Annotated in this window: 31 protein-coding genes and 1 tRNA gene; 12 read left to right on the top strand and 20 right to left on the bottom strand. The window is 60.4% G+C overall.

Features of this window, described 5'->3' with window-relative positions; all coding sequences use genetic code 11:
• Nucleotides 1-670: 670 nt before the first annotated feature.
• The 9 genes from F6X53_RS24175 to F6X53_RS34060 form a co-directional block, all read right to left on the bottom strand.
• The gene (locus F6X53_RS24175; RefSeq protein ID WP_151003109.1) at nt 671-952 is read right to left on the bottom strand and encodes a hypothetical protein; all 282 of its coding nucleotides are present in this window, start codon (nt 950-952) and stop codon (nt 671-673) included.
• 39 nt (nt 953-991) lie between these two features.
• Nucleotides 992-3,697 (bottom strand): DUF5906 domain-containing protein, encoded by a 2,706-nt coding sequence (locus F6X53_RS24170; protein ID WP_191970973.1) that lies wholly within the window; start codon nt 3,695-3,697, stop codon nt 992-994.
• Nucleotides 3,694-4,257, bottom strand: a complete 564-nt coding sequence (locus tag F6X53_RS24165) for a hypothetical protein (protein ID WP_151003105.1) — start codon at nt 4,255-4,257, stop codon at nt 3,694-3,696. Before F6X53_RS24165 ends, F6X53_RS24170 begins: the two co-directional genes overlap by 4 nt.
• Nucleotides 4,230-4,418 (bottom strand): helix-turn-helix transcriptional regulator, encoded by a 189-nt coding sequence (locus tag F6X53_RS24160; RefSeq protein WP_191970972.1) that lies wholly within the window; start codon nt 4,416-4,418, stop codon nt 4,230-4,232. Before F6X53_RS24160 ends, F6X53_RS24165 begins: the two co-directional genes overlap by 28 nt.
• Before the next feature lie 496 nt (nt 4,419-4,914).
• Nucleotides 4,915-5,049: a hypothetical protein gene (locus F6X53_RS33745; protein WP_280526064.1), complete on the bottom strand. Its 135-nt coding sequence runs from the start codon at nt 5,047-5,049 to the stop codon at nt 4,915-4,917.
• Nucleotides 5,046-5,348, bottom strand: coding sequence for a hypothetical protein (locus F6X53_RS24155; RefSeq protein ID WP_151003101.1), 303 nt, complete (start codon nt 5,346-5,348; stop codon nt 5,046-5,048). The genes F6X53_RS33745 and F6X53_RS24155 overlap by 4 nt, the downstream gene beginning before the upstream one ends.
• Nucleotides 5,345-5,620, bottom strand: coding sequence for a hypothetical protein (locus tag F6X53_RS24150; RefSeq protein ID WP_151003099.1), 276 nt, complete (start codon nt 5,618-5,620; stop codon nt 5,345-5,347). The genes F6X53_RS24155 and F6X53_RS24150 overlap by 4 nt, the downstream gene beginning before the upstream one ends.
• Nucleotides 5,621-6,191: 571 nt before the next feature.
• Nucleotides 6,192-7,424: a tyrosine-type recombinase/integrase gene (locus F6X53_RS24145; protein WP_210386407.1), complete on the bottom strand. Its 1,233-nt coding sequence runs from the start codon at nt 7,422-7,424 to the stop codon at nt 6,192-6,194.
• Between the two features lie 505 nt (nt 7,425-7,929).
• The gene (locus tag F6X53_RS34060) at nt 7,930-8,154 is read right to left on the bottom strand and encodes a helix-turn-helix transcriptional regulator (RefSeq protein ID WP_151003095.1); all 225 of its coding nucleotides are present in this window, start codon (nt 8,152-8,154) and stop codon (nt 7,930-7,932) included.
• A gap of 293 nt (nt 8,155-8,447) precedes the next feature.
• Between F6X53_RS34060 and F6X53_RS24135 the strand changes: the two genes are divergently transcribed.
• Both F6X53_RS24135 and F6X53_RS24130 read left to right on the top strand, forming a co-directional pair.
• Nucleotides 8,448-8,810: a CsbD family protein gene (locus F6X53_RS24135; RefSeq protein WP_151003093.1), complete on the top strand. Its 363-nt coding sequence runs from the start codon at nt 8,448-8,450 to the stop codon at nt 8,808-8,810.
• 566 nt (nt 8,811-9,376) lie between these two features.
• Nucleotides 9,377-10,531: a YihY/virulence factor BrkB family protein gene (locus F6X53_RS24130; protein ID WP_151003091.1), complete on the top strand. Its 1,155-nt coding sequence runs from the start codon at nt 9,377-9,379 to the stop codon at nt 10,529-10,531.
• 152 nt (nt 10,532-10,683) lie between these two features.
• On the opposite strand, the gene F6X53_RS24125 is transcribed toward F6X53_RS24130, so the two are convergent.
• The 3 genes from F6X53_RS24125 to F6X53_RS24115 all read right to left on the bottom strand — a co-directional run bounded on the left by F6X53_RS24125 (nt 10,684) and on the right by F6X53_RS24115 (nt 12,647).
• Nucleotides 10,684-10,773: transfer RNA gene (locus tag F6X53_RS24125), tRNA-Ser, on the bottom strand.
• Between the two features lie 78 nt (nt 10,774-10,851).
• A complete protein-coding gene (locus F6X53_RS24120; RefSeq protein WP_151003089.1) occupies nt 10,852-12,009 on the bottom strand; it encodes a tyrosine-type recombinase/integrase in 1,158 nt (385 codons plus the stop codon).
• On the bottom strand, nt 12,006-12,647 hold the full coding sequence (locus F6X53_RS24115) for a hypothetical protein (RefSeq protein ID WP_151003087.1): 642 nt from the start codon (nt 12,645-12,647) through the stop codon (nt 12,006-12,008). Before F6X53_RS24115 ends, F6X53_RS24120 begins: the two co-directional genes overlap by 4 nt.
• Nucleotides 12,648-12,754: 107 nt before the next feature.
• Here F6X53_RS24115 and F6X53_RS24110 point away from each other — a divergent pair, with 107 nt between their 5' ends.
• From F6X53_RS24110 to F6X53_RS24090, 5 genes are all read left to right on the top strand, one after another.
• Nucleotides 12,755-12,967: a helix-turn-helix domain-containing protein gene (locus tag F6X53_RS24110; protein WP_151003085.1), complete on the top strand. Its 213-nt coding sequence runs from the start codon at nt 12,755-12,757 to the stop codon at nt 12,965-12,967.
• A 178-nt stretch (nt 12,968-13,145) separates the two neighbouring features.
• Nucleotides 13,146-13,445, top strand: coding sequence for a hypothetical protein (locus F6X53_RS24105; protein WP_151003083.1), 300 nt, complete (start codon nt 13,146-13,148; stop codon nt 13,443-13,445).
• Complete coding sequence (locus tag F6X53_RS24100) at nt 13,442-13,714, top strand: hypothetical protein (RefSeq protein ID WP_151003081.1); 273 nt, start codon at nt 13,442-13,444, stop codon at nt 13,712-13,714. The genes F6X53_RS24105 and F6X53_RS24100 overlap by 4 nt, the downstream gene beginning before the upstream one ends.
• 17 nt (nt 13,715-13,731) lie before the next feature.
• Nucleotides 13,732-14,976, top strand: a complete 1,245-nt coding sequence (locus F6X53_RS24095) for an AAA family ATPase (RefSeq protein WP_191970971.1) — start codon at nt 13,732-13,734, stop codon at nt 14,974-14,976.
• Between the two features lie 417 nt (nt 14,977-15,393).
• A complete protein-coding gene (locus F6X53_RS24090; protein ID WP_151003077.1) occupies nt 15,394-15,855 on the top strand; it encodes a hypothetical protein in 462 nt (153 codons plus the stop codon).
• Nucleotides 15,856-15,889: 34 nt separating this feature from the next.
• Here the strand turns inward: F6X53_RS24090 and F6X53_RS32630 are convergent, their stop codons facing one another.
• Complete coding sequence (locus F6X53_RS32630) at nt 15,890-16,042, bottom strand: hypothetical protein (RefSeq protein WP_191970970.1); 153 nt, start codon at nt 16,040-16,042, stop codon at nt 15,890-15,892.
• 114 nt (nt 16,043-16,156) lie between these two features.
• The gene (locus F6X53_RS24085; protein ID WP_151003075.1) at nt 16,157-16,399 is read right to left on the bottom strand and encodes a DUF6522 family protein; all 243 of its coding nucleotides are present in this window, start codon (nt 16,397-16,399) and stop codon (nt 16,157-16,159) included.
• Nucleotides 16,400-16,883: 484 nt separating this feature from the next.
• Here F6X53_RS24085 and F6X53_RS24080 point away from each other — a divergent pair, with 484 nt between their 5' ends.
• The 4 genes from F6X53_RS24080 to F6X53_RS24065 all read left to right on the top strand — a co-directional run bounded on the left by F6X53_RS24080 (nt 16,884) and on the right by F6X53_RS24065 (nt 19,211).
• Nucleotides 16,884-17,156 (top strand): hypothetical protein, encoded by a 273-nt coding sequence (locus tag F6X53_RS24080; protein WP_151003073.1) that lies wholly within the window; start codon nt 16,884-16,886, stop codon nt 17,154-17,156.
• Complete coding sequence (locus tag F6X53_RS24075) at nt 17,149-17,463, top strand: helix-turn-helix domain-containing protein (RefSeq protein WP_151003071.1); 315 nt, start codon at nt 17,149-17,151, stop codon at nt 17,461-17,463. Before F6X53_RS24080 ends, F6X53_RS24075 begins: the two co-directional genes overlap by 8 nt.
• 199 nt (nt 17,464-17,662) lie before the next feature.
• Nucleotides 17,663-18,361 (top strand): hypothetical protein, encoded by a 699-nt coding sequence (locus F6X53_RS24070; RefSeq protein WP_151003069.1) that lies wholly within the window; start codon nt 17,663-17,665, stop codon nt 18,359-18,361.
• 352 nt (nt 18,362-18,713) lie between these two features.
• Entirely contained in the window at nt 18,714-19,211 is a 498-nt protein-coding gene (locus tag F6X53_RS24065; RefSeq protein WP_151003067.1) for a hypothetical protein, read from the top strand.
• Nucleotides 19,212-19,222: 11 nt separating this feature from the next.
• On the opposite strand, the gene F6X53_RS32625 is transcribed toward F6X53_RS24065, so the two are convergent.
• The 5 genes from F6X53_RS32625 to F6X53_RS24050 all read right to left on the bottom strand — a co-directional run bounded on the left by F6X53_RS32625 (nt 19,223) and on the right by F6X53_RS24050 (nt 21,230).
• Nucleotides 19,223-19,396 (bottom strand): hypothetical protein, encoded by a 174-nt coding sequence (locus tag F6X53_RS32625; RefSeq protein WP_191970969.1) that lies wholly within the window; start codon nt 19,394-19,396, stop codon nt 19,223-19,225.
• Nucleotides 19,397-19,965: 569 nt separating this feature from the next.
• Nucleotides 19,966-20,124, bottom strand: coding sequence for a hypothetical protein (locus F6X53_RS32620; RefSeq protein ID WP_191970968.1), 159 nt, complete (start codon nt 20,122-20,124; stop codon nt 19,966-19,968).
• 180 nt (nt 20,125-20,304) lie between these two features.
• On the bottom strand, nt 20,305-20,487 hold the full coding sequence (locus tag F6X53_RS24060) for a hypothetical protein (protein WP_151003065.1): 183 nt from the start codon (nt 20,485-20,487) through the stop codon (nt 20,305-20,307).
• A gap of 13 nt (nt 20,488-20,500) precedes the next feature.
• The gene (locus F6X53_RS24055; RefSeq protein WP_151003063.1) at nt 20,501-20,749 is read right to left on the bottom strand and encodes a hypothetical protein; all 249 of its coding nucleotides are present in this window, start codon (nt 20,747-20,749) and stop codon (nt 20,501-20,503) included.
• A gap of 193 nt (nt 20,750-20,942) precedes the next feature.
• A complete protein-coding gene (locus F6X53_RS24050) occupies nt 20,943-21,230 on the bottom strand; it encodes a hypothetical protein (protein WP_151003061.1) in 288 nt (95 codons plus the stop codon).
• A gap of 596 nt (nt 21,231-21,826) precedes the next feature.
• On the opposite strand from F6X53_RS24050, the gene F6X53_RS24045 reads away from it, so the two are divergent.
• Nucleotides 21,827-22,081 (top strand): hypothetical protein, encoded by a 255-nt coding sequence (locus F6X53_RS24045; RefSeq protein WP_151003059.1) that lies wholly within the window; start codon nt 21,827-21,829, stop codon nt 22,079-22,081.
• 28 nt (nt 22,082-22,109) lie between these two features.
• On the opposite strand, the gene F6X53_RS24040 is transcribed toward F6X53_RS24045, so the two are convergent.
• Nucleotides 22,110-22,346: a DUF6894 family protein gene (locus F6X53_RS24040; protein ID WP_151003057.1), complete on the bottom strand. Its 237-nt coding sequence runs from the start codon at nt 22,344-22,346 to the stop codon at nt 22,110-22,112.
• Nucleotides 22,347-22,420 lie beyond the last annotated feature (74 nt).

Genomic DNA, 22,420 nt, shown 5'->3' with positions numbered 1-22,420 from the left:
GTGGCACCTGTCACCCTGAACATCGCGCTGGGGGATGCCGGCGGTGTCGCTATGGTTATTTTACGAGCGAAAAGCCCCGTCGCCAGACACGTGGGCCGACTTTTCTGCCTGCCTGTTCCAACCTTGTGAGGCGTTCCAACCCTGTTCCAACGTTTCGAATGAGTTGGAACGTCCTTAAGTGCCTGTAATCGCTAGTCTTTTACATACTCTGTTCCAACTGTTCCAACTATTTCAAAGTTCTAATCATGAGAGAGATTGCACATTGTCAGAATGATTATCATTTATCATTTGAGAAAAATATTCCTATATAGACTGAAACCAGTTGGAACAGTCGTCGAGTTGGAACGAAACTCGATAAACCCTTGCACAACAATCACTTACGACGTTCCAACCGACAAAATGAGTTGGAACACAGTTGGAACAGGGCCATGAGTTGGAACGGGAGTTGGCCGTCCAGAACAGCAAAAACCGTCTAAATGAGAATTGCTACGACTTCTCATCGTGTCTCGCTGCATGCCCACGCCTGACCGGCATGCACCACCATGGCGAGCCGTTTGCCCAACGGGCAGCCTTTGGCATGGCCTGAGCCAGCATGCCGCCGGGGTGCCACTCGATTGCCAGGCACGAAAAAGCCCGCGACTGGGCGGGCTTGTGGTGGTCGGAGCGACGGTCAGTTGAAAGTGTCGAGGGTCAGCCGCTCATGCTCAAGGTACTTGTCCAGGTTCGGGAAGGTCGAGTCCTTCGTGTAGACGCGGCCGGACGGTGAAACGAAGGCTTGCGCGGTGTCGAAACCACCGGTGTACCAGCAAATGGCAGGCTCATCGTCCAGGTCACTGCGGCCCTCATCGCAGACAATCATGAAGGCAAGGTCGTCCAGGTAGACCAGCCCATCATCCAGGTAGATGACACCTTTGCTTCCGGCCGGCGCAGCGATGACAGTGGATTTTTTCACAAGTGCTCCAATGGGGCGCGCCGCGCCCCTGTAAGTTGATCAAAAAGGTGTATCGTCGTCTTCGATAAGCGCTTCGCCGAGGCGGGTCTTATCCAGCATGGCGCGCACAGAAAGCTCGGTTGCCCCAACCGGCGAGCGCAGCCAGACATTCTGTGACTCGCCGTTCCAGCGCATCCGCTTCCACTTCACCAATCCGAGCTTACGCAGCGGGTTACTCAGCGACTGACCCTTGATGGCCTCGTGGGATGGGAGGAGCGCGTTGTACGCCTCCAGCAGCTTCGGCACGAACACCACGTCGGAGTTGAAACCGATGCCGCCACGCTCGACCAGCTCACGCAGCGCATCGTCTTCCTCGGACTTGCTCGCGCCAATCATGATGTCGCGTTCCTCGGTGTGCGGGGCGTGGCCGTTCGGGTTGAACTGGTCACTGATCTTCCAGTTGAGCAGCCAGCGGCGGATTGCCGGGGCGTTGTTGCGAATGGCGTCGTGCAGCTCGCAGAAATAGTCAGCCAGCGGTCGACCGATCCGCACAGCCATCTCAGCCTTGGCCGACCAGGGAGTGAAGATCACCCACCAGCGGCGGTCGTTGTCGTTGATCGGGATCGCGTCGGCGAAGTTGGTAACGGCGATGTAGTTGGTGACGTTGATGATTTCGTAGCCGTCGCGACCTTTGCGGACGATCGGGGCAGTGTCGTTGGTGATGAGCGGCTTCACGGCGTTCAATACGTCGTGGCGGTTGTGGCCGACCATGCGGATCTCCTCCAGCATGACCACGGCAGCACCTTCCGCGTAGCCGTTGAACTGGCTCGCCAGCTCTGCTGGGCCTGCAGTGCGGATGTTCCTGCCACCAATCGCTGCCGCCAGGATGTCCTTGATCAGGGTTTTGCCGTCGCCCTCGATGCCCTTGATCAGTGGTGCGTAGCGCACCTTCTCGCCGATGTGCTGCACCTGGAAGGCGAGCCAGTCGGTGAACAGCTGGATCTGCTCCTCGCGGCCACCCAGGATCATCTTCAGGTGGTTCTGGATGATCTCGATCGCCTTTGCGCCGGCCTCGCTGATCTCATCGTCCGCAGGCGGCAGCATGGTGTCGGAGAACGAGTTGATAATTGGCAGGCGTTCGAACTCGAAGCGCGCGCCGGCAGACGGCAGATACATGGTCCGCTCAGCCGTCTCGATCATGTAGAAGTTCAGGGCTTCGTTCGACGCAGCCGGCTGGGTTCCTTCCTCGGTGGGCGGCACGAAACGGGTGTGAGCGGCATCAAACGCAGCGCGGCTCATCGCCCGGCCAGTCTCGACATGGTAGAAGCACTCCCACTTGGTCAGATAGACCCAGCCATCAAGCCATTCAGGCAGATCGCTGACAGCCTGGCGCTTGGCCTTGTGCTTGGTGGTAAGCGCCTTTTTGGCCTCTGCCTTGGTCAGGCTGGTACCGGTCAGCATTAGAAACGCATTGCGGTATGCGTCCATGACCCTCGCCAGCTCGGTCACCTCAAGCGGCTGTGCCTTGATTGTCTCGGCGAGGTCGCGAATGGCCTTCTCGTTTGGCGCGGCGACGATTGCTTCAATGATCTCGTCGTAGGTCAGCAGCTCTGTGACCGTGCCGACTGGCTCGATCGCCTGCTCACCCTCGAATGGGGGTGCGTCGTCAACCACACCGTCGTCCGGCTCGACGACGCATTCGAGCTCACTTCGCAGCACCTCGCCAGCAGCCAGCACGGCATCGAACACTGAAGTCACAGCCTTCCGGCCAGCGTGCTCGACCAAGTCATTGAAGTCGGTGGGCTGCCCCTCGGCGTCGGCTGCGAATGGCGGGATGGCCAGCAGGCCGCCGACCGCAGCAGCAGCTCGGGTAGCGAAGTGCACGCCAGGGTTGGCGACTGGCTTGGTAGTCCACTGGTCGTTGTCGGCCGCCAAGACGATGATTGCCTCTGGCTTCGCCTCGCGGATGGCTTCAGCCACCGGTAGCAAATTGCTGGTATCGAATGCCACGAGCACCAAGTGTCCCGTAGCCTCGTGGATGCTGGCACCGGTAGCGTAGCCTTCAACGATCACATAGACCGGACGGCCGTCGACTGGCTGCGGACGGCCGATCGCATGGAACAGGCCAAGCTTGGCGCCGTGCTTCAGGAAATCCTTGTCTCGTGCACCTTCGCCCTTCCCGAGGATTTTGCCTGGGAAGAGGGCCTGAAGTGATTGGACCTGGCGCTTCTTGTCGGCGATCGGCACCAGGAGGGCGTTGTCCGTCAACATGAAGACATCGCCGGTCTCCTCATTGGTGAACTCCCACTTGCCAACGCGCAGGCCGTGGGCCTTCACGCCCTTGCGCTTCAAGTAGGGGTGGTCATCGCTGGCCGGCGTCGCTTCTGCCCAGATGTCGTTTGCGCGCACCGCGGCGTCAGCATGGCGCTTGCGCTCGGCCTCGGCCTTCTCAGCCTTCTTGCGATCCCACTCCGCCTGCTGCGCCTTGCGCTCGGCCGGGGTCATCGGCTTGGTGATTCCGGCCGCGCGCCAGGAGAACTTGTGCTCGCCGTGGCGTTTTTTGCAGCCGAACTGGCCAGCTGGCTGGGCATCCATGTGAATGCAGGCCCATCCGTTGAGGCTGCCCTTGCGGTCGCCCTGGACGTGGAAGCGCTCGAGTTTGCCATCGGCCTTCAATGGCTCGCCAGGCTCGATGCCTTGGGCAGCCATCGCGGACAGCAGCTGATCCATTGCGGTCTGATGATTGACTGGGACATGCGCGTTCATGCAGTCACCTTGCCGACACCGCGGCGTGCGAAGGTGCTGACCACGTCCAGCAGGTGGCCCAGGGTGGGGACCGGGAAGGCATTGCCGCTCACCGGGCAGATCCATTCAACGCGGAGGCCAGTGCCAACACCATCCGAAGGTGCAGTCCGGAGCGCCTTGGTCAGACCGCGCGACGATCCAGCAACCTGGAGCGAGCGGGAGCCGGCTGCACCTTGCACCTCGCAAAGCGCCAGTTCTTCGCCGCCGCAAAACGCGATCACATCGCGCAGGAACTCTGCATCACTTGCGCCGAACTCTTCAGGCTCGCGGCGAATGGCGATCACGTCGAACTCGCCGACCTGCCCAAGATAATGAACACGCTGAAATTGATCAATGATGCCGACAAGCGGGGCCAAAACGGCTTGCACATCGGCGTCTGTGGTGTCATTATTGTCGGGCTTGTTCAGCAAATTTGAAGTGTTCATTTCGGTGTCCGCCGAAGTGGTTTTAGGTAAAGAAGGCTGCCCTTGTCGGAGGGTGGCCTTTTTTGCGTTTAGGCCTGGCTGGTTTTTGTCGAGCATTGCTCTTTCTCCCGAAGCCACGACGCCACAGTTTCCTCATTCCAGCGGTAAGTGCGGGCGTTCAACCGGATCGGCTGCGGAAAACCTCCAGCCTCTACAATTTTCATCAGTGAATGGCGGTTGATGCGCAGCATCTTGGTCACGTTCGCGGTGGTCAGCATTTGGATCATTGGGTTGCCCTCATTCAAGTTGGGACGCTTTGGGTCTTGGAGCCATTAAAGCGTCCATTGAGCGGCGGCTGCAAGAGTTGGCACGGTGGTTGCAATGAAAGCAGCTGATCAAAATTGATCAATGCCGCAATGATTGCGGGCCAAATCCGAGCAAAAAATTATTTATGGGAAATTTCGATGTGTTCGCGCGGTCTTCACGCGAGTTCACATCTGGTAATTCGATTGTTCGAAAAGCCAGATAGCGATTCGCGAGAGAGCGTCGTGACGGGAGGATGCTTGTGTCGAAAGGCATTCCGACAACCTCGTTCCCGTGACACCTCGGTGCACGGTTCAAGCCCGCTCCAGTTGGCATACCCTGGAGCGGGCTTTTTTGATCTCAGCAGAATGTCGTGACTCCAGGATTGGAGTGCGGTGTTGTCATGCACATCCGCCAATCAAAGCCGCCCAGGTTCAGTGACCTCGGGCGGCTTTTTCCATGCCCGGAGCATCAGCCGAAGTAGCGGTCTGGAAAAACGGCGATCACGGCCAGTGCGAAGGCGCCCAGCGGCGTCAGTGCGACGATCAGGGCGTCGGCGGGGGTCAGGGCTCGGAGATCGCGGCACAGGGCCGCCAGCGTGTTCACGGCGCCTCCCCGAAGTGCTCCAGGACGTCGCTCGGCTTGAACTCAAACTGGCGACCCGCAACGATGCGGCCAGACTTCCGCTCCTTAATCCGGATCCCACCCATGTTCTGCGGCCCATCGCCAAGGCCGTCAGCTGAGCGCTCTAGCACACAACCGTGCCGCTCGGCTGTTTCGACAGCCCGGTTCAGCTGCCCGGGCGCCCAGTCATTCGCATACTGTTCGCCTAGCAGCCTGTGGTATTCATCCATATCACCGCGCGCGCCGGCATTCGCGATCGCCTTGAGCTGATAGTCGGTCATAGCGCACCTCCTTTCAGCTCGCCGTGTTCGTAGGCCGCAATGATGGACTCGAAGCCAACAAAGCCGCTCGCGACCACACGGCCACTGTGGGCACATCGAATAACTAGGCCGGCGATGCTCGGCTCGATAACGTAACCATCGCGCCAGACCAGGCAGCGGGCACGTGTTTCGGGGCTAACCCGCGGGACAGGCACGCCATTGATACGCACGTTCACGTTGATGCCGGGTGCGGAGTAGGTAGGCTCAGGGGAATTCGGGGCGGGGTTCAGCACGGGTATCTCCTACCCTCGACCATGAGGGTGCAGGCTGCGTATGGATTGGTCGACAGGGAGATTGGCCTGCACGCCCGAAGGCGTTCCATACGCAGCGCCGCATAACGGAGCCGGATATCTCGCCGATCGACCAAGATCGGATCAAATAAGTTCTGACAGCTCGTATACTGATGTCCCGACTAACTGCGGTTGCTCAAAATGTATGAGTCGCATTCGGCAACATTCCAACGCACCCGCCTCCCAATACGAATAGGAGAAGGAAAGTCCTCTGTTTTACTTAGCCGCCACCAAGTCGTGTTGCTGATTTTGTATCGCTCGTGGAAAAAGGCAGCAGCTTGCCATTCGTCAAAGCTGGTCGTGTTCATATTCGCACCGAATGAGATCTAGGGAGATTTCTCGAACTTTCGGGACATCTCAAAAGCTTCGATAAGCGAATTATGCACTCGGATTGGAGAGTTACTAGTGGCGAGTTTTTCGAACTTAAATACACAACTCTCTGAAAGCCACCTTGAACGTTGCCCCGTTATTCAAATATGAGTAACGGGGGTCGCTTCCGTTTCCCGACAAACGGTCATTCAGAGGCTGGTGTTCTCGCCAGAATTTGCGCCAGCTTGACCTCAAAGGCGTCCAACGCAGAGCGTTTTGCAGGAAGGTAGCCAGCCGGATCATTGCGATAGTGCTTCGTGACCACACCGCCCACGCCGTGGCTCTGCAGAAGGTCGGAGGCAAGATCGTCTACCCCTGCTCTCTGCATTATCTGCGAACAAGTCCGACGTAGATCGCGAGGAGTAAACCTCTCTATCTGCGCGCCAGCGACCGCACCTTTCGCCTCATACCATTTGTCTATGCTGTGAACCGGTGTCGTCACAGATATCGTCTGCCGGCCGGTTGTGGTCCATGGCCACTGATGAGAACCATTGATTTCTCGGACCTCCTTCAAAATCTCGATGGCGCGATCGGAAAGTGGCACAAGGTGAGTTCTTCTAATTCCTCCACGTCCCTTTGCATCGATAAGGCGCATGGTGCGCGCTTTCTCGTCGAAGCTCTCCCACGGCTCGCGCATAACTTGCTCGATCCTCTGGCCGCCGGTTGCGATGACGAACTTCAGAAGCTTTGCCACTATGGGCCCAACTCCATTCGCTCCTTCAATCGTTAACCAGAAGTGAGAGAGTTCCGCCTCAGATAGCGAGCGCGTCCCAGGGTTTGAGGTTCCAGGCACAGTTACCGAGTCTACCGGGTTCTGTTCTAGGCCGAACGCTTTGCCGCTCCTCCGGCCCAACGAGAACTCGGCGGCCAGGCCATATGCGAACGCGGCTCTGAGAAAGCTGCGCACCTTTGCCGCTTGCCTTTGAGCGTTACGCGCCCAGATCGGCTCGAGAACTTGTCGAATATGATGGGGTCGGACGTCCTTAGCGGGAAGATCCAAAATCGCGGGGAATTTTCCGAGGTCGACTTTCAGTATCCGCCCAAACTCCGCGATCTGATCGTCGCGAGCTTTGCCGCGCCGGTTGTCGATGTAGTCCTCGAACAAATGTCGAAAGGTGCCGCGCGCCGCCTCTTCCGCAGCCAGCCGTTCAGCTGCACGAGCCAGCTGAACTTGGTGTTGAGCACGCTCCTTCACCCCGCCATGTTCGCGCACCTCTGCTGATACCCGACCTGCTTCGCCACGCCAGAACGCGATACCTCGCTCGCTCCCATCTGGCGCGATGTCGAACAGCACGCCGAGCTTTACACGCTTCTGCGGGCCACCTGAGCGCCAGGCGAAGTAGACCTCAACGGCCCCGGTCTCACGCCGTTCAAGCATCAAGCTGCCTGCACCGCGTTCGTGCAGTCGCTCCGACAAAGTCCTAGCCGGCACCGCCTCCTTCGCCCCTGCCTTTCGAATAACGCCGCTCCTTCTCCACCCACGCAATGCAGAATCACTATACCCGGCCATAGAATACCCTCTGAAATGCTCAACACTATGCTCAACACTTCAGTGAAATACAAGGAAAGCATTTGAAAACTCAGGAGACAATAAAAGTGGGTATATGCTTGATTTCTATGGCTTCTGGCACATCAGGAAATTTCCTGAAATTTCAAAGCAACTCCCTCATAATCCCTTGGTCGCAGGTTCGAGTCCTGCTGGGCCCACCATATAAATCAAGGGCTGGCGCTGAGTACTGAGAGATTGCAGGGCGCCTTGCTCAACGTTTTGCTCAACAGTTTGAAGTCAGTGATCCCCCTCAGGTGCGAGTGGTACCACGGCTTCGCGGAGCAGGGCCTCGACACCTTCCAACGTAGATCGCGCTCGCCGCGGCTATAGCCAGTCACTGAGGCCCCGCCAGATCGCGCCTGGCGATCCGCTGCTCAACGAAGGCCATAACCTCGTGCTCGAGCCAGGCAACTGGTGGGTTCTTCCCATCCGATAGGGAGATTGGCTTCGGAAAGCGGCCGTCGGCTACCATCTTATAGAGGGCCGAGCGCTTAAGCCCGACGATGGTCTCGACTGCTGGCCGGCGGAGTAGGCGGATAGGTGAGGGTTGTTGGCTCATGGCATCGTCCGTGTACGTTCGAAACGAGCCATAGTGTATGTGGCAAGGTAGCTATTAGCACCCTTCACGCAGGCTCATCCTAATACCTTCGCGGCTTATTTACACCCGCAGCCTTCACTGAAATGCAGCAGAAAGCCTGCTTTTTACATTGGCGTCCCATTTGCCCACTGCGAGGCTCCATGCGTCCCGAACAATCTGAGTCAGATAACTTGCGACGTTCTGAGCGGCGAGCGCGTTGTCTCCGGGCAAAGAAGCCCAGGTAGTGATGGCTTCCGATCTGGAGGGAAGATCAGATGGACGAGAATCGCATCACCGGCGAGGCCAAGAAGGTTGGTGGCAAGGTCGAGGGAGCGGTCGGCGATCTCACCGGAGACCAAAAGACACAGGCCCAGGGCAAGGCGACGGAGCTTAAAGGGACGGCTGAAAACCTTGTCGGCCAAGCCAAGGACGCCGTCCGAGATATTGCTGACCAAGCCTCCAGCGTGGCGCAGGACGCTTTGGAGAAGGGCCGCAAGAGTTACCCTGACGCTGAGCGTGCCTACCGCCAAGGCGTCGACGCTGTTGGGCAGTATGCCAAGGCCTCTCCGTTGGCTGGTTTGCTAACGGCCGGAGCTGCTGGCTTTCTAATTGGATGGCTGCTTCACAGCCGAGACTAGAACACCGTGCGCGCTCGCGCTGAGCGGACGAGTTCAAGCGCGAGCGCTTTCGTGCGAGTAAGAAGGCATTCGCCAACGAGACGCATCGTTTAGCAAGTACTACTATTTGTGTCATTGCTCGCATTGTAGCGAACTAGTTTCGCGGCTCCAATCTAGAATTCAACGATACGGCGCCCTCATCTTTCTCATGCGCCTGCTGTTAGCGGAGATTTTCTCAGCTTTCCTTATCATGCGGACCAAGACTATGTCGCCCAGATGAGCTTCAGCCAAGTCTGCATCCTGATCGCACTCAATCTTCTCGCAGGAACTTTTATTGCCCTGCAGAAGAGACGCACAAGGAGCTTTGGAGCGAATTTTTTGCTACTTACAATAATTCTTTTCGGGTTCTTTTTGGTTTGGCAATCGCTTGCATGAGGGTTTACCGGGGATCTGTTGCCCCGCCCCACCTCGGCTTATGGCTACTGAGAAGTAGATCTTCTAATGGTCAGCGCTGGCAACAAAGGGGCCAATTACACGTTGGATCCTCGGCCGAGGCGACTGCTTAGGCGTAACCTCAGGGGTGCCCCATGACTGATCGCATTCCAGGACCGCCAGATAGATCCCAATCAGGGGCGGCTTCGACAGCGTGGACGATCTTCCTCGGCACAGCCCTGCTCGGCCTTGTGGCATTGCCGCGTCGTCACGCTCCGCGTTCACAGGCAAGCGACGGCGGTCAACTCGGGCGCGAGAATGGTCCCAAAGCCCATGAGGGTGCTGATGCCGAGCGCGTCGCGGACACACAAGCCGATCGAGGTCGCAAGGCAGAGAGCCCTTCTGAAATCCCCGCCAAGGGCTGGTGGGACATCGGCAAGCGCGTCATCCAAGAATTCGGGAACGATCGCGTGCTGCTCGTCGCGGCCGGCGTGACCTTCTACGCGATCCTCGCCCTCTTCCCAGCCATCGGCGCCCTGGTCTCGATCTACGGCCTCGTCGCCGATCCCGGAACCATCAACGCGCAGCTGGCCAACCTCCAGGGCATCCTGCCGAGCGGCGCCCTCGACATCATCGGCGAGCAGGTCAAACGGATCGCCGCCAAGGGCGGCGGCACTCTGGGCTTCACCGCCGCCTTCGGCATCCTCCTGTCGATCTGGAGCGCCAACGGCGGCATGAAGGCGATCTTCGACGCGCTCAACATCGTCTATGACGAGAAGGAGAAACGGAACTTCATCTGGCTGAACCTGCGCTCGCTCACCTTCACCGCCGGCGCGCTTCTCTTCGTTGTCTTGGCCCTGATCGGCATCGTGGTGGTTCCGGCGGCCCTAGCTTTCCTGAACCTCGGCTCGATGGAATGGGTCATCGCGCTGCTGCGCTGGCCGATCCTGCTGCTCGTGGTGCTCGGGAGCCTCGCGCTGCTCTACCGCTACGGTCCGAGCCGGGACACCGCGCAGTGGCGCTGGGTGACGTGGGGGAGCGGCGTGGCCGCCTTCCTCTGGATCGCCGTCTCGGCCCTGTTCTCGTGGTACGTGTCGAGTTTCGGAAACTACAACGAGACCTACGGTTCGTTGGGAGCGGTGATCGGCTTCATGACCTGGATCTGGATCTCGACGACCATCGTCCTGCTCGGCGCCGAGGTGAACGCTGAGATGGAGCACCAGACCGCCAAGGATACCACCACCGGCAAGCCAGAGCCGCTCGGTGCGCGTAAGGCAAAGGTAGCCGACACCGTGGCCGCATCGGCCTGAGACGCGAATCAGCGGGCAACAGGCCCACATCATCCCCCGAAGCCACGGCCGAGCCAGGCTGTGGCCTCCACGGATCAGTGGGGGATTGACTGGGGGATCAAGTCGTCTACCAAGAAAAAAGCCCTGCGTTTGCAGGGCCTTGTGAGAGCAATTGGCGGAAGGGGTGGGATTCGAACCCACGGTGGAGTTGCCCCCACGGCGGTTTTCAAGACCGCTGCCTTAAACCACTCGGCCACCCTTCCAAGCCTTTGCAGGCTCCAGCGAATTTCCCTCTTCCGAGAGACTGGAAAATCGCCTTCTGCTACCGCTTTGCTACCCTTTCAGACAGCGACCTTGTCTATGGCCGCCCGCAGGGCAGCGTCAACCTTCGCAGCAGCGTCCTCCTGCATCCCCGGCAGCACGTGGGAGTAGAGATCCAACGTGATGCCGACGCTCGAATGCCCGAGGCGTTCCTGCGCGATCTTGGGGTGGATACCACTCGCGAGCAGCTGTGTCGCGTGGCTGTGGCGAAGATCGTGGAAGCGGACCCGGGGCAGGGCGGTCGACAGGGCCAGGATCCGCGTGAACTCGTGGGTGAGGCTGTTGGGCTGGACCGGCGACCCATCCGCCTGGGCGAAGACGTAGGCGTCGTCGGTCAGGCGAACGCCGATCCTCAACAGTTCCTCGGCCTGCCGGAGACGGTGCTGGCGCAGTTCCTCGAGGGCGAACGAGGGCAGGGCGACTCGGCGCGCCCGGCCACTCTTCGTCTCCTTCGATCGCGTCCCACGCGTCGTCTGTTCGGTGCTCTCGACGATCGCGAGCTGCCCGGCTGCACAGTCCACGGCTCGCCAGCGCAGGGCCGTCACCTCCCCGCGCCGCAGTCCACAGAGGGCGCCGAGCACGACGGGGATGAACATGCGCGTCGGCCGGAAGTGGGCGAGCAGCAGGGCTGTCTCGTGGGCATCGAAGGCCCGCATCTTGGCACGCTCGACCTTCGGCGGATCGACGGCGTCCGCAGGGTTGCGGGCGAGGATTCGCCACTTCACGGCTTGGCCGAGGGCCTGCCGAAGGATGCGGTGCATGTGATGAACCGTGCGGGGCGCGAGGCCGCCGGAACCATCACGGCGACCGCTCACGAGGGCTTTGGCATAGGCCGCAGAGATCTGCTCAGGCCGCAGCTTGGTCAGGACGGCGCTGCCGAGGAAGGGAACGACGTTCTTCCTGGCCAGCTCGGTGTAGCGCTCGTGCGTGCGAGGCGAGACTTGCGAGCGGATATGGTCGAGCCACCGATCAACGAACAGGGACAGGGTCTCCTTGCTCGGCTCGACATAGTCGCCGCCCTGCATCTCGGTGATGAGGCGGGCGCACTCCTTCTGCGCCTCCCGCTTCGTGCCAGTGAAAGAGTGCCACTTCCGCCGGCGCTTGCCTGTGTCGGGATCCCGCAGGTCCAAGATGACGGCCCAACGGCCGGGCGAGCGCTCGCGGATGTGACCCTTCATTTCGATTTCTTTCTCGATTTGGTTTTCATCACAGACGAATCTGACTGCCCTTTCTGCTGCCCACCTCCAGCAGAACATATTTCTGAATTGTCCTGCGGCGTCTGTGATCTCTCAATCAATGAGCCAAGATCGCTTTTGATCGTTGACAGAACTCGGCTGCGCCTCCCGCCCCCCAGAGGAATCGCGGCAGCCGCTCGCTGCACATCGTCCAAAATTCCAGCGGGATGCGACCGAACCGACAAATCCGCCAATACACGGTCATCACTAGACAGTTCGTTGGAACTGCCTGTCGGCCGCATAGCTCTGAGAACTCCATCAATTTTCTTACAGACCTGATCATACGCAATCGGATCTTCTGTCCAATCGGCCTGAAGGTCCGATGGATTGTGCCAGAATTCCAGCACCATAGATATGGTTCTCATCAGAGCATAATTGCGCCTGCTACCAAAAGCTTCCGATATTTTATCGTCCTCAACAAAACTGCGCCTCAACCTATGCTCTATTTCGCGAGAAAGCGTTTTTCCACTTTTCTCTACCTCAGCTTCAAGAAGCGCACGTAGATCAGGGGTTATGCGGGTCGAGAGGACCGCTGTCTGACCAACGTACTCACCCTTTGGGATTGGTCCACGTTTACCCATCCACCGCCCTCCAAAACTATCTTACAAATCGTACGCGCACGGGTTGCGATGGTCAAGGATCATCTATTATCATCTTTCACAACGTAAGACAGTTCCGGAGAACGATCATGAAGCCGAACGAGCTTGGTCAATCCGATCGGAAAACGATCAGCGTCGAGGAAGCAGGAAGGCAGCTTGGGATTAGTCGAAACACTGCCTACGAGGCAGCCAAGCGCGGTGAAATCCCGACCATCAAGATTGGCCGCTTGTTGAGAGTACCCGTGGCGCCGTTTGAACGGCTGCTGGATCAGCCTGCGATTACTCGTCCGGAGGTAGCTTGAGCCATGAAAAAACCCGCATCGCGGGGCGACACGGGTCTCTCGAATGCTTTCCGGCAAGTCAGCACTGAGAGATATGCCACCGCCCCCAGCACATTGCAAGCCTCACGGCTAGTCCTTCGGTTCGGATTGAACCAACCGTTAGCTGCCATCATTGCAAGTCACATCTGGGGTAATGATCATGCAGAACGATAATTTTGATCTTTTCCGCGAGAAGAGCGCCGCCGAAATTCGTCGTGAGAAGCTGAGGGCGGAAGTCAAAGCCACTATCATCCGGTTCATGGCCGAGGCAGAGCGGCAGGGCCTCGACGCCTATAATGCGGCAGAAAGTGAGTTCCCCGGCACCCCTGACGGCGTGCTGTTCGAATGTCTTGGCGCGCTCGGTTCTCAGCAGGAGGCTGCTTGGTGGGATCGCATTCAAAAGACGATTGACGGCGAGATCATCAAGAACGCAATTCGGACGCGCGGAGGAAAGCAGTGAGCTTCTTCCCCAAGGACATCTCGCACGGGTCGCCAGACGCCGTGCGAGCCGAGATCCACGACCTTTTGTGGGTGCTCTCCCATCGTGTCACTGCGGCTTTGGATAGCCTTCAGATCGGTGACGATTTTGCAGTGACGCGAGCCATGCGCCTCGGCGCTTTGGAGTTCGACAGTGCGGCTTCACTCTTGGTCGTGCTGGAGGACACCAAGGTTCGTGAGCGCGAAAGGCGTTGCAGCCCCAGTCGCCAACGCGAACGGGTGCCTGGATGAGGTCAGAGCCGGCGCGCGTGGGCGCGGAGCATTTCGAGGCGCTGGACCGGATGCGGGTCGAGCAGGGCTCGCACCTGTCTGACGAGCCGTGGACGCCAATGGACGATGCGCTCGCTGAGCTGCGGGAACGAAACGGTTACGCCCGCTTCGATCAGGAGGAGCGGCACTCATCGCCTCCCAAGCGTTCCCGCTTTCCGATCCTGCACGTCGATGACCTTGAGATCGGAGCGGATCCGGTTTGGCTGATTGATGGGCTTCTGCCTGCCACCGGCTTCGGTGTTATCTTCGGTGCGCCCAAGAGCGGTAAGTCCTTTCTGCTTGCTGACGCCCTGTTCCATGCCGCCATGGGGCGAGCGTGGGCAGGCCGAGAGGTGATGCAAGGCGCTGTCGTCTACATCACGGGCGAGGGCGTCGAGGGCTTTAAGCGCCGCTTGATCGCGATGCGCCGCCACTACGAGGTGGAGGGTCGGCGCGTGCCCTTCCTCCTGATCCCTGTCGCCCCGGATCTCGGCCACGCCAGCGGCGATGACCTCGCTCTGATCGAGGATGTACGATCCTATCTCGCGAGCATTGGCAACCCGCCGATCCGTGCCATTGCGATTGATACACTCGCGCGCACCATGAAGGGGGCTGACGAGAACGCCGCGAAGGACATGACCACCTTCGTGGACAACTGCGAGCGGATCGGGACTGCTTTCGGTTGCATCGTTCTCGGCGTCCACCACGCAGGCAAAGACGTGGCAAAGGGCTCCCGTGGTTCGAACGCCCTGGACGGCGCCGTAGACGTGATGTGGAGCGTTGAGAAAGGGGAAGTCTGTAGCACTGCCACCATCCACCATATGAAGGACGCTGAGGCGGGCGCGACTTGGCAATTCCGCCTCCTTCCAACGGTGCTTCGCGAGGGGGGCGCAGCACTCCAGAGTGCTACGGCCGCCGTAGTCGAGATCGCCACTCTTCCGGGTGAGGCGCAGCACCCCGCAGCAAAGCGCAACAAGCCTCTGCCCGACCGCGCCCGCCTCCTCCTTGATGTCCTCACCTTTGCCATCGGGGAAATGGGCGAGGCGGTGAAGGGTGACTCCAACGTTCCTCATGATCTCCGCTCGGTAGCGCGGGAAAACCTCAAGCGATATCTTGAGCTTAGAGGATACTGGGACGAGCTGATCACTCCAGCAGTGAACCGCGCGAACCTGAGTCGCGATCTCAAAACCCTTCAGGCTCGCGGCATCATTGGCGCCACCGCAACGTGGCTGTGGCTGAGATGAGCAGCACCCCGCAGCAAAGCGCAGCACTTCCGCACTGCTGCGCCCCGGCCACCCCTCTTGAGGGCGCGCAAAGAGGGCCGCAGCACGTGCAGCACACCTCTATAAGAGGTGCTGCACTGCTGCGCCCTCGCGTCGAGGCCCAACGACGGGGGCATGGACAATGAGGTCCGCCGACCAATTCGGGCCGTGGGCGGTCGGTTTGAATGAGGTCGAGCGTGTCGCCCGCCTTCGGTCCATGCGGGCCATCGTGCGGCTCACGTGCGGACCACGAGGCCAGGATCTCGCCAGACATCTCCTCACGGCAGAGCACAACCCCGCTGCTCTGGAATCCGCTGCGGTTGCCCTGAACCATCTCGCTCCCACCGATCGCCGGCACGTTCTCGCCAGTTTCGCAGCCCTTCACCGGGAGCATCGCCTGTGATTGATCGCGATCGGTTTTCGAAATGCCGGACCATGTGGGAGCGTGGCGCCACGGCTGGCGAGCGTGAAGCCGGGAAGTCTGCTGCGGCCCGTGTAGCGGCGTCGGCCGGACTGACCCTGGATGAGGCTGTCAGGTTGGTCGGCAGCCATCCTCAAGCTTCCTCGCGCACGCAAGGCCCCTCAGCTTACCGGCCTTCGTCCTCGCAGGCTTGGCATCCAGCGCCTGTCAAGACGAAGCCGAAAGCCAAGCCTCAACCCTTCACGGTCGCCGAGATGCTGAAGGCGAAGGAAGCCGAGGTGGAGCGCAGGAAGCGAGCCACGGCCCGTGAGGACGAGCTGATGCGGGCGTTCTTTGAGAGGCAGGAGAAGGACATGGCTGCGGCTCGCGAAGCGCAGGCAATCCGAGATCGCGAATGGGCCGAGCGTCGGCGCCAGCATGCGGGAGCCAACCATGTCTGAGCATGGATGCCCAGCCCTCAAGGCCGCAGCGGGTTCACAGGTAGTGACGGAACACGACCTCAGCCGCAGCGTCGTGCTGGATCGTCGTCTCACCGCGCGAAACAGCCTCGCGGCACGGCAGAATCGCAGTCGGCACGAGGAGAGCAACCAAGGCCAGCAGCCGGCGGAAGGGATGGGCAGCGGTCATGCGGGCCTCCTAGGCTTGGACTGGATCGGAGCGTCACTCTTGATAGCGGTCGCGCGTTACATCCCTGTTTCTAGGCTTGGCATTGATTGTTTCGCGGTGCTCAGGCGCACGCGGTCAGAGCATGCGCTCGCTGGTCAGACTGCCAACGGCGTCGAAGATGCCCTGCCAAGCAGCATCACCAGCGCGAACCGTCACGCGCCAATTACCCTCATCTTCATCATGGCCAGCCTCGACGCGGCTGGTCACGAGACCGAGCCTCATCTTGTGGCGGAGATGACCGGGATCGAGCCCAAGCCTCGAGGCGAGCTGTTCCGGATCAAGGATCCAGTCGCCTTGTCCGTTGCGATCCAAGTGCATGAGAGGGCCCTCCATCAGCGCTGCGGCAGAAGCGGGCTGAGAAGGAGCTTAGCACAGGCCGAGCGGTCTGCGGTGGGAAACTCTATAACGCGGAGGCTTGGCCATGATGAGGCCGAGCACAGCACCTTCAGCGGTGAGCGTGGCTCCATCCCTGCCGCGACCCAGCTGATACCCGCTCAGGTGTGGGGCTCCGGGGTGAGCGGAGGATGTACAGTAGCACGGCGACGAAGGCTGCAAGAGTGCTGCCGCCGAACGGAGCCGCGGCAATCGCGATCACGGCACCGTAGCTCCAGAGCGCAGACACCGTCAGTAGAGCGCCGCCCCACGCAGCAACCATGTACGCAAATACCATGTTCGGGCCTCCGAACGCTTCTTCCCTCCCCCGGTGTATGTGTTGCGAAATGGTTAACCAACGGAGGGTTTCGGAAGACACCTTCTCATTTCTGTCAGATATGGCGCGACGGCATACCGCGCGGGATGCGCGATGACTGACCGCGCCTGCGCTCTCGCGCATCACCTCGTGCTTGACGCCATTCAACGCTCTGCAGCCCTGGCTCGGCACTTCATCAAGGAGGGGCTTGTGCATTCTGACGAGCCCGCTCCCATCATTGAGCCGATCCCGCTGCCCTGGACCCCGCTAGAGCCTGATGAACTCAGCCTCGGCTTCGCGATGGCGGTGAACGTGGTGCGCGGAACTGGCTTCGACGCAGAGGCCGATCGGCTCGCAGTGCTGGGAAGGGTCGCTGGCCATGGCTGAAGCACACGTGCAGGACGATCAGCGCCAAGCACTGCAGGACGAATTGTCGGCTTGTTTGGCAAGGGCGGCATCAATCGCAGCGGAACTGATTGGTGGCCCGGAGACATCGTCTCCCGAACCGGATGCCGAGTGGCCCAAGTTCGCAGATGATCCCGATCTGATTACGCCTGACTATGCGGCGAAGCGTGCTGGCGTCGATGCTTCTACCATTCGCAAATGGTGCCAAGCTTATGGCATCGGCAAGATGTATGGCTGCCGCCGCTGGCGTGTGTCAGTAAAGCGCTTGCAAGCTTATCTCGCCAGATAATTCTTGCCCCAGCGCGCGTCTGGCGCGTTGAGCGCGTTTAGATCCCTTTTCCGCGCGCGTTTGATGCCGCCTAATGCTTCTATTCGGGGCTGCCATGCGGCGGCTCTGCAGCCAGTCGAATAACGGGAAGTGAACCTGCAGGCCCCCTCGGTATCAAACTGCTCAAGGTTCACAAGGCTGCACGAATTTGAGGAAGCCTATGGCTGTGAAGACGAAGGCAAAGCAAAAATCATCGGTTGACGTGCAGGCCGAATTGGATCGGCTGGATCAGGAACGCGCTGCCGCCATCAGCGAGCATCTGGCGCTCGCCAACATGCGAGAGGCCATCCTCCTTGACGGCACGGACGATGAAGTCCGCAAGCACGACGAGGCCATGGCCGCCGCAATGGTCCGCGCTGAGCGTGCCGCCCTTCGCCGTGAGCGCCTACTGCCCGAGCTTGACGAGGCTGAAGCCGCCGAGGAGCAGGCCCGGCGCCAGCAGATCTACGCGAACGCAAAGGCGAAACGCGATGACGGGGTAGCTGCCCTCGGGGAATACACGGCCGCCGCTGAGAAACTGGCCAAGATCGCCCGGCGGATCGCCGCCGCTAATTTCGCAGTGAACGAGGCTAACCGTGAACTCCCCGATGGTGTCGAGCCCTTGGACACACCCGAACCTTACAACGGCACGCCGGCCACTGGCGCTGAATACAGCGACGAGCAAATCCGTGTGTTCGTGAACAAGCGCACAGGCGAGGTCGTCAACGGATTCAACCCGAAAGACCCCGACATCGTTGAGCAGTGGAAGAAGACTGGTCGGCGGACGCTAATCAACCTGCCGTCACAGGGGCGGCCGCATCGCTCCTTCCTTCACTCCCTCCACATCCCCGGCCGCGAGCCCGGTGAAGTTTTGTTCTGAGGTTCCTCATGTTTTCCGAGAAGCAGTTTCGCGCTTGGCAGAAGCTCGGTGAGACGTTGGCCGAGAACGAGCCCTCATTGCGTGAGCAGATCGCCGAGGAGGTGAATGCCGCCGCAGCCGACATCGAGCGGCGCAGAGAGACCGAGGAAGGCGTCGCACAGTTCCGGCATGCTCTCCGTCACCGTGACGCGCTTCGGGCCAGAGCCCAGCCTCAGCCGCCTCGTACGACTGAGCAGGAGGCCGACCGCCGCACCGCAATCCGCAAGCAGATTGAGCGGGAGATGGACGCTTTCGACCTGAGGTCACCTTCACGGAAGGGCAGAACATCCTCTCGGCGAATTGCTCCATCGCCATGCCGGCCGTGGATGCGGTGATCACGGACTCCCAACAACCGGGCTCAGACAGCCTGTTCGGGAAGAAGGCGGCTGAGGTCCGAGCCAAGGCGACGATGGAGGGGCCGAAGGGCCAGTCGCGCGTGATCCTGGCCGAAATGCCGCTCACGCAGAAGGAAGCCGAACTCCGGACCAACATGGAGGTGCAGGCGATCCAGGCCTCCCTTATCCGCGTCGGCATCACCTATCAGGGCTGGCTTCGTCCTGGTGTAGGTGGCCTTTGGGATCTCGCCGTGGACTACGCCACGATCAAATCGCCGATGCTCTTCCCCACGAAGGAGGGGCAGTTGCGGATGAAGCTGTGGTCGTATGCCTATTCGCAGTCAGAGGCTGGCACGACGACCACGGTGGAATTTGTGTCCGAGAAGGCGTTCGCGCAGAAGGCCGCCGACGCCAAGCAGAACGATGGATTTCTCAGCAACGGAGCCACGGCGGCGCAGGCTGAAGCGGCGACGTGATCCAGAGCGGTTCAATCGTCTTCATCTTCCAGCCCTGGAACGTAGTAGATGTTGATCGCTTTCCAGAAAGCGTTGCGCTCTTCCTCTGTCCGGAAGGCCAAGGCCGCCTGTAGCTTGGCCAATCCAGCCTGAGCCGCTGCTTCGCGCTGGCCGGCGTCCATCAGATCAAAAATTTCACACACCATGTTCTCCAGGGCGGCACACCGCTTTGAATCAAACGTTTTCAGGTCGCAGCGCGATCCCCTTGGCCAAGAAGCAGCCCAGCGACGACACCGCGAAGGATGGGCGGAAGGCGGCTGAGGGCCACTAGCGGCAGCGATCTGATGCAATGCGATGTGACTTCGCGTCACCGTGCTATGCCAGCACCGGGCCGCCTCTGAGCATACGGGCGACTCGGCCCACTCGGCCCACTCGGCAGGTGGCGGGAAACAGCCGAGAGCCGGCGGCTTGGTCCTGCAGCTGAGCGCGGCCGGCGCACAGGTGCAAGCCGAGCGGCCACGGGGTTCGGAGATCGCCCGGCCTGCTCACCATCCAGCCACCTGGGTTCGGAGAAGCGGAATGGCGCCGCATTGATCCCGTTGCTGCCGAGTTGAGCAAATGCCACGCTTGCATGCCAGCTCCGGTCTTGGCTGCAGGTGGGCCACCGTTCGCGCCCTAGGCATGACGAAGCCCGTGCGGCGAACCGGGCAGGCTGAAACGAAAAGCCCCGCGAGCCCTGAGGCCGCGGGGCTGCAATCTCGACGAGCCCTAAATACTACTTCTGCGGGGCCGGCCGCTTGGACTGGAACGGAGCCCGCTGGTACTGCCTCCCCTTCTTCGGGTCAGGCTTGTCGACCAGCATGCGCTTCACGCGCTCGTTGAAATCAACAGCCGAGATCGCCTGTGCAGCGCCGTTGTTCGTGGAATGAGCCATGTGGCCTCCCCGTCGTCACCCAGTGCACGGGATTGCGCGGAGGGCCCTCTTCAGATGGGATGGCGGCAGGGCGATTACGAGCTCAGCTGAAGTTGCCTCGCGTATCGGTGGGCTTATGAGGGATCGTGAGGCCGCGGCTTCACTTCAGACAGCCCTTCGACTTCACATGCTCGGTGAGGATCATCGCTCCCATTGATCCCGCCGCATTTTCCCGAGCACGATGATCGAAGCGAACAGCGCAGCAGCGGCGGTATCGCCCAGCGCCACCTTCGGATCGTCCGGATTCAGAACCATCAGCACGGCGGCCGTGGCGAGAGCGACGATCACCGCACCGGCGATCAGGATCTGAGTGCGTTGGTTCACGAGCGTTTCGTCATCAGGAGTTTGGTGTGCTGGTAAACTCGCTCCGACGCTCACGCGCCTCACGAGCGAACGCCTGGGCGGCGCCGGCGGCTTTGCCGAGGGCCTGTATCTTGTCGGAGTTCTCATCACCTGTCGGCTGGGCCACCACATGAATCTCCAACCATTTAGGCTCCTGCTCTGACCGGGCTAGGACCACATATACCGGATCGCCGGAGACCTGCTGGCTCGCGTCCTCGATCGGCTGTACATCCCACTTCATCATGCCTCAGTCCTTGAGGTAGCCCTTCGCCTTCAGGTGCGCTCGGCAACCATCAGCTCGCCTCCAGAGCCTTTCTCACAGACGGCCTTCGCCATTCTCCTCGACGAGGATGATGCCAGCCGTCAAGCTGATGCAGACGAAAAGCCCCGCAAGCCGTGAGGCTGCGGGGCTGAAGTTTGCGGTGAGTGCCGAGGGCTTAGCCGCCGCCAACGCCGCCGTTGCCGCCGCTTCCACTAGCACCGCCTTGCGGTACGGCACGTGAGGGTTGACCCGCATTGCCGCCTGCAGCCGAGTCCGTCTCAATGGTCTCCGCGCCGGTGGCGCCGGGCGCGATGATCACGCTGCGGTCGTTGCCAGTGTTGTTCAACTGCCGCTGGATGACCGTTCCGGTTGCTTCCGGCTCCCGAGCCGCAGGAAAGCCTTGAGCAAGGGCGGAACCCGCAATCGTCAGCGCAAAAGTGCTGACGGCAATAAGCTTTTTCATGTTGTCTCCCTGCCGGCTGGATCCGGCTCAGGGGCGGACAACGGGGGCCCGCGTCGAAGGTTGCTCCTGCCCCGCTCGCTTTCCTGCGCTTCTTCGGCTTGGGTTGATGCACGTTAACGAAGAAGCCCCGCGCCGTGAGGCTGCGGGGCAAGTCACCTTGGGCAAGTGAAGATCGGCCCCGCCGGGGTGCGAACCGGAGAAACGTGCCAGCGGAGCCGCGTCAGGTGGGCAGCACCCAACGGCGCCACCCTGCCTTCCGGGGCAAGGCCCGACACTCACGCAGATGAAACGGTGCCGGAAATAAAGTGCCCCGCGAGCCAGGGGCTGCGGGGCTGAGTGCATCTCAGGAGGTGGTCTCTCTGCCGCAGATCGGGGGGAGTGATGGCGCCAAAGAGACCATGCCGGGCTTCAAAAAACCGACGCCTGGATCTAACATCAAACGTAGACGCCACATTTACCTGAGATAACTTCCGAGAATTTTTATCAATCCTATCATATGATGTATTTCAAAAAATCGGCTTTGCACAAAACCTATGTTAGGGCAGTGACCAACAAGGTAATTTACTCAGATCAGACAAATTGCAGGAGTGATATGAATGCGGATTGCTGATCCTCAAGGTGTAGAAATCGATCTCGAGATGGCTGCGCTTGTACAAGCGCTGTCGCAAGATAAGCCGCAATCTGGCGGTGCAGCGGCTCTCATGGCCATTGAGCAGCTTCGTCGCCTGGAAGAGGAAGCTCGCTCCTCAGGCGTCAGCCGTCAGGCGTTTCAGAGGATCGCATCGGCTCGGCGCCTACTTGGCGATCGAGCCAACTTCGGTACCTTCGAGGGACCGTTCCTGCCTGACTGACGAGAGAACCGCCGTGTCAGGCCGAGGATCACTCCAGCCACTCGGCTCGCATCTCAAGCTCCGCTTTGAAGATCGTCTTGCCGCTCTCGTCCCGGACACTCGCGCAGAAGGTGCGGCGGTCGCCGTCCGGGAGGACGCTGCGCGCCATGTCGGGGAGCGTGGTTATCGCAATCTCCCGAGCAGCTTCCTTGGCAGGAAGCTCCAGCCCATCCTCATCGCGCACGTAGTAGTCACCATCGTTCGTGTCGATGAAGTAGCGGGGCATGCGATCTCCCTTAGACCGACCGGGAGAACATTTCACGCAACGGTCGGTTCCACGATCGCCCCCCAGAGAAGACC

The sequence above is a fragment of the Methylobacterium soli genome (genome assembly GCF_008806385.1).
GTDB classification, from domain to species: domain Bacteria; phylum Pseudomonadota; class Alphaproteobacteria; order Rhizobiales; family Beijerinckiaceae; genus Methylobacterium; species Methylobacterium soli.
This window is presented reverse-complemented; position numbering and strand designations above follow the sequence as displayed.

Coding starts and splice junctions, on each gene's coding strand:
- F6X53_RS24170 (WP_191970973.1), bottom strand. CDS start 3,697: ATGAACGCGCATGTCCCAGTCAATCATCAGACCGCAATGGATCAGCTG.
- F6X53_RS24165 (WP_151003105.1), bottom strand. CDS start 4,257: ATGCTCGACAAAAACCAGCCAGGCCTAAACGCAAAAAAGGCCACCCTC.
- F6X53_RS24160 (WP_191970972.1), bottom strand. CDS start 4,418: ATGCTGACCACCGCGAACGTGACCAAGATGCTGCGCATCAACCGCCAT.
- F6X53_RS24155 (WP_151003101.1), bottom strand. CDS start 5,348: ATGACCGACTATCAGCTCAAGGCGATCGCGAATGCCGGCGCGCGCGGT.
- F6X53_RS24145 (WP_210386407.1), bottom strand. CDS start 7,424: ATGCTTGAACGGCGTGAGACCGGGGCCGTTGAGGTCTACTTCGCCTGG.
- F6X53_RS34060 (WP_151003095.1), bottom strand. CDS start 8,154: ATGAGCCAACAACCCTCACCTATCCGCCTACTCCGCCGGCCAGCAGTC.
- F6X53_RS24135 (WP_151003093.1), top strand. CDS start 8,448: ATGGACGAGAATCGCATCACCGGCGAGGCCAAGAAGGTTGGTGGCAAG.
- F6X53_RS24130 (WP_151003091.1), top strand. CDS start 9,377: ATGACTGATCGCATTCCAGGACCGCCAGATAGATCCCAATCAGGGGCG.
- F6X53_RS24120 (WP_151003089.1), bottom strand. CDS start 12,009: ATGAAGGGTCACATCCGCGAGCGCTCGCCCGGCCGTTGGGCCGTCATC.
- F6X53_RS24115 (WP_151003087.1), bottom strand. CDS start 12,647: ATGGGTAAACGTGGACCAATCCCAAAGGGTGAGTACGTTGGTCAGACA.
- F6X53_RS24110 (WP_151003085.1), top strand. CDS start 12,755: ATGAAGCCGAACGAGCTTGGTCAATCCGATCGGAAAACGATCAGCGTC.
- F6X53_RS24105 (WP_151003083.1), top strand. CDS start 13,146: ATGCAGAACGATAATTTTGATCTTTTCCGCGAGAAGAGCGCCGCCGAA.
- F6X53_RS32630 (WP_191970970.1), bottom strand. CDS start 16,042: ATGACCGCTGCCCATCCCTTCCGCCGGCTGCTGGCCTTGGTTGCTCTC.
- F6X53_RS24085 (WP_151003075.1), bottom strand. CDS start 16,399: ATGCACTTGGATCGCAACGGACAAGGCGACTGGATCCTTGATCCGGAA.
- F6X53_RS24080 (WP_151003073.1), top strand. CDS start 16,884: ATGACTGACCGCGCCTGCGCTCTCGCGCATCACCTCGTGCTTGACGCC.
- F6X53_RS24075 (WP_151003071.1), top strand. CDS start 17,149: ATGGCTGAAGCACACGTGCAGGACGATCAGCGCCAAGCACTGCAGGAC.
- F6X53_RS24070 (WP_151003069.1), top strand. CDS start 17,663: ATGGCTGTGAAGACGAAGGCAAAGCAAAAATCATCGGTTGACGTGCAG.
- F6X53_RS24065 (WP_151003067.1), top strand. CDS start 18,714: ATGCCGGCCGTGGATGCGGTGATCACGGACTCCCAACAACCGGGCTCA.
- F6X53_RS32625 (WP_191970969.1), bottom strand. CDS start 19,396: ATGGTGTGTGAAATTTTTGATCTGATGGACGCCGGCCAGCGCGAAGCA.
- F6X53_RS32620 (WP_191970968.1), bottom strand. CDS start 20,124: ATGGCTCATTCCACGAACAACGGCGCTGCACAGGCGATCTCGGCTGTT.
- F6X53_RS24055 (WP_151003063.1), bottom strand. CDS start 20,749: ATGATGAAGTGGGATGTACAGCCGATCGAGGACGCGAGCCAGCAGGTC.
- F6X53_RS24050 (WP_151003061.1), bottom strand. CDS start 21,230: ATGAAAAAGCTTATTGCCGTCAGCACTTTTGCGCTGACGATTGCGGGT.
- F6X53_RS24045 (WP_151003059.1), top strand. CDS start 21,827: ATGCGGATTGCTGATCCTCAAGGTGTAGAAATCGATCTCGAGATGGCT.
- F6X53_RS24040 (WP_151003057.1), bottom strand. CDS start 22,346: ATGCCCCGCTACTTCATCGACACGAACGATGGTGACTACTACGTGCGC.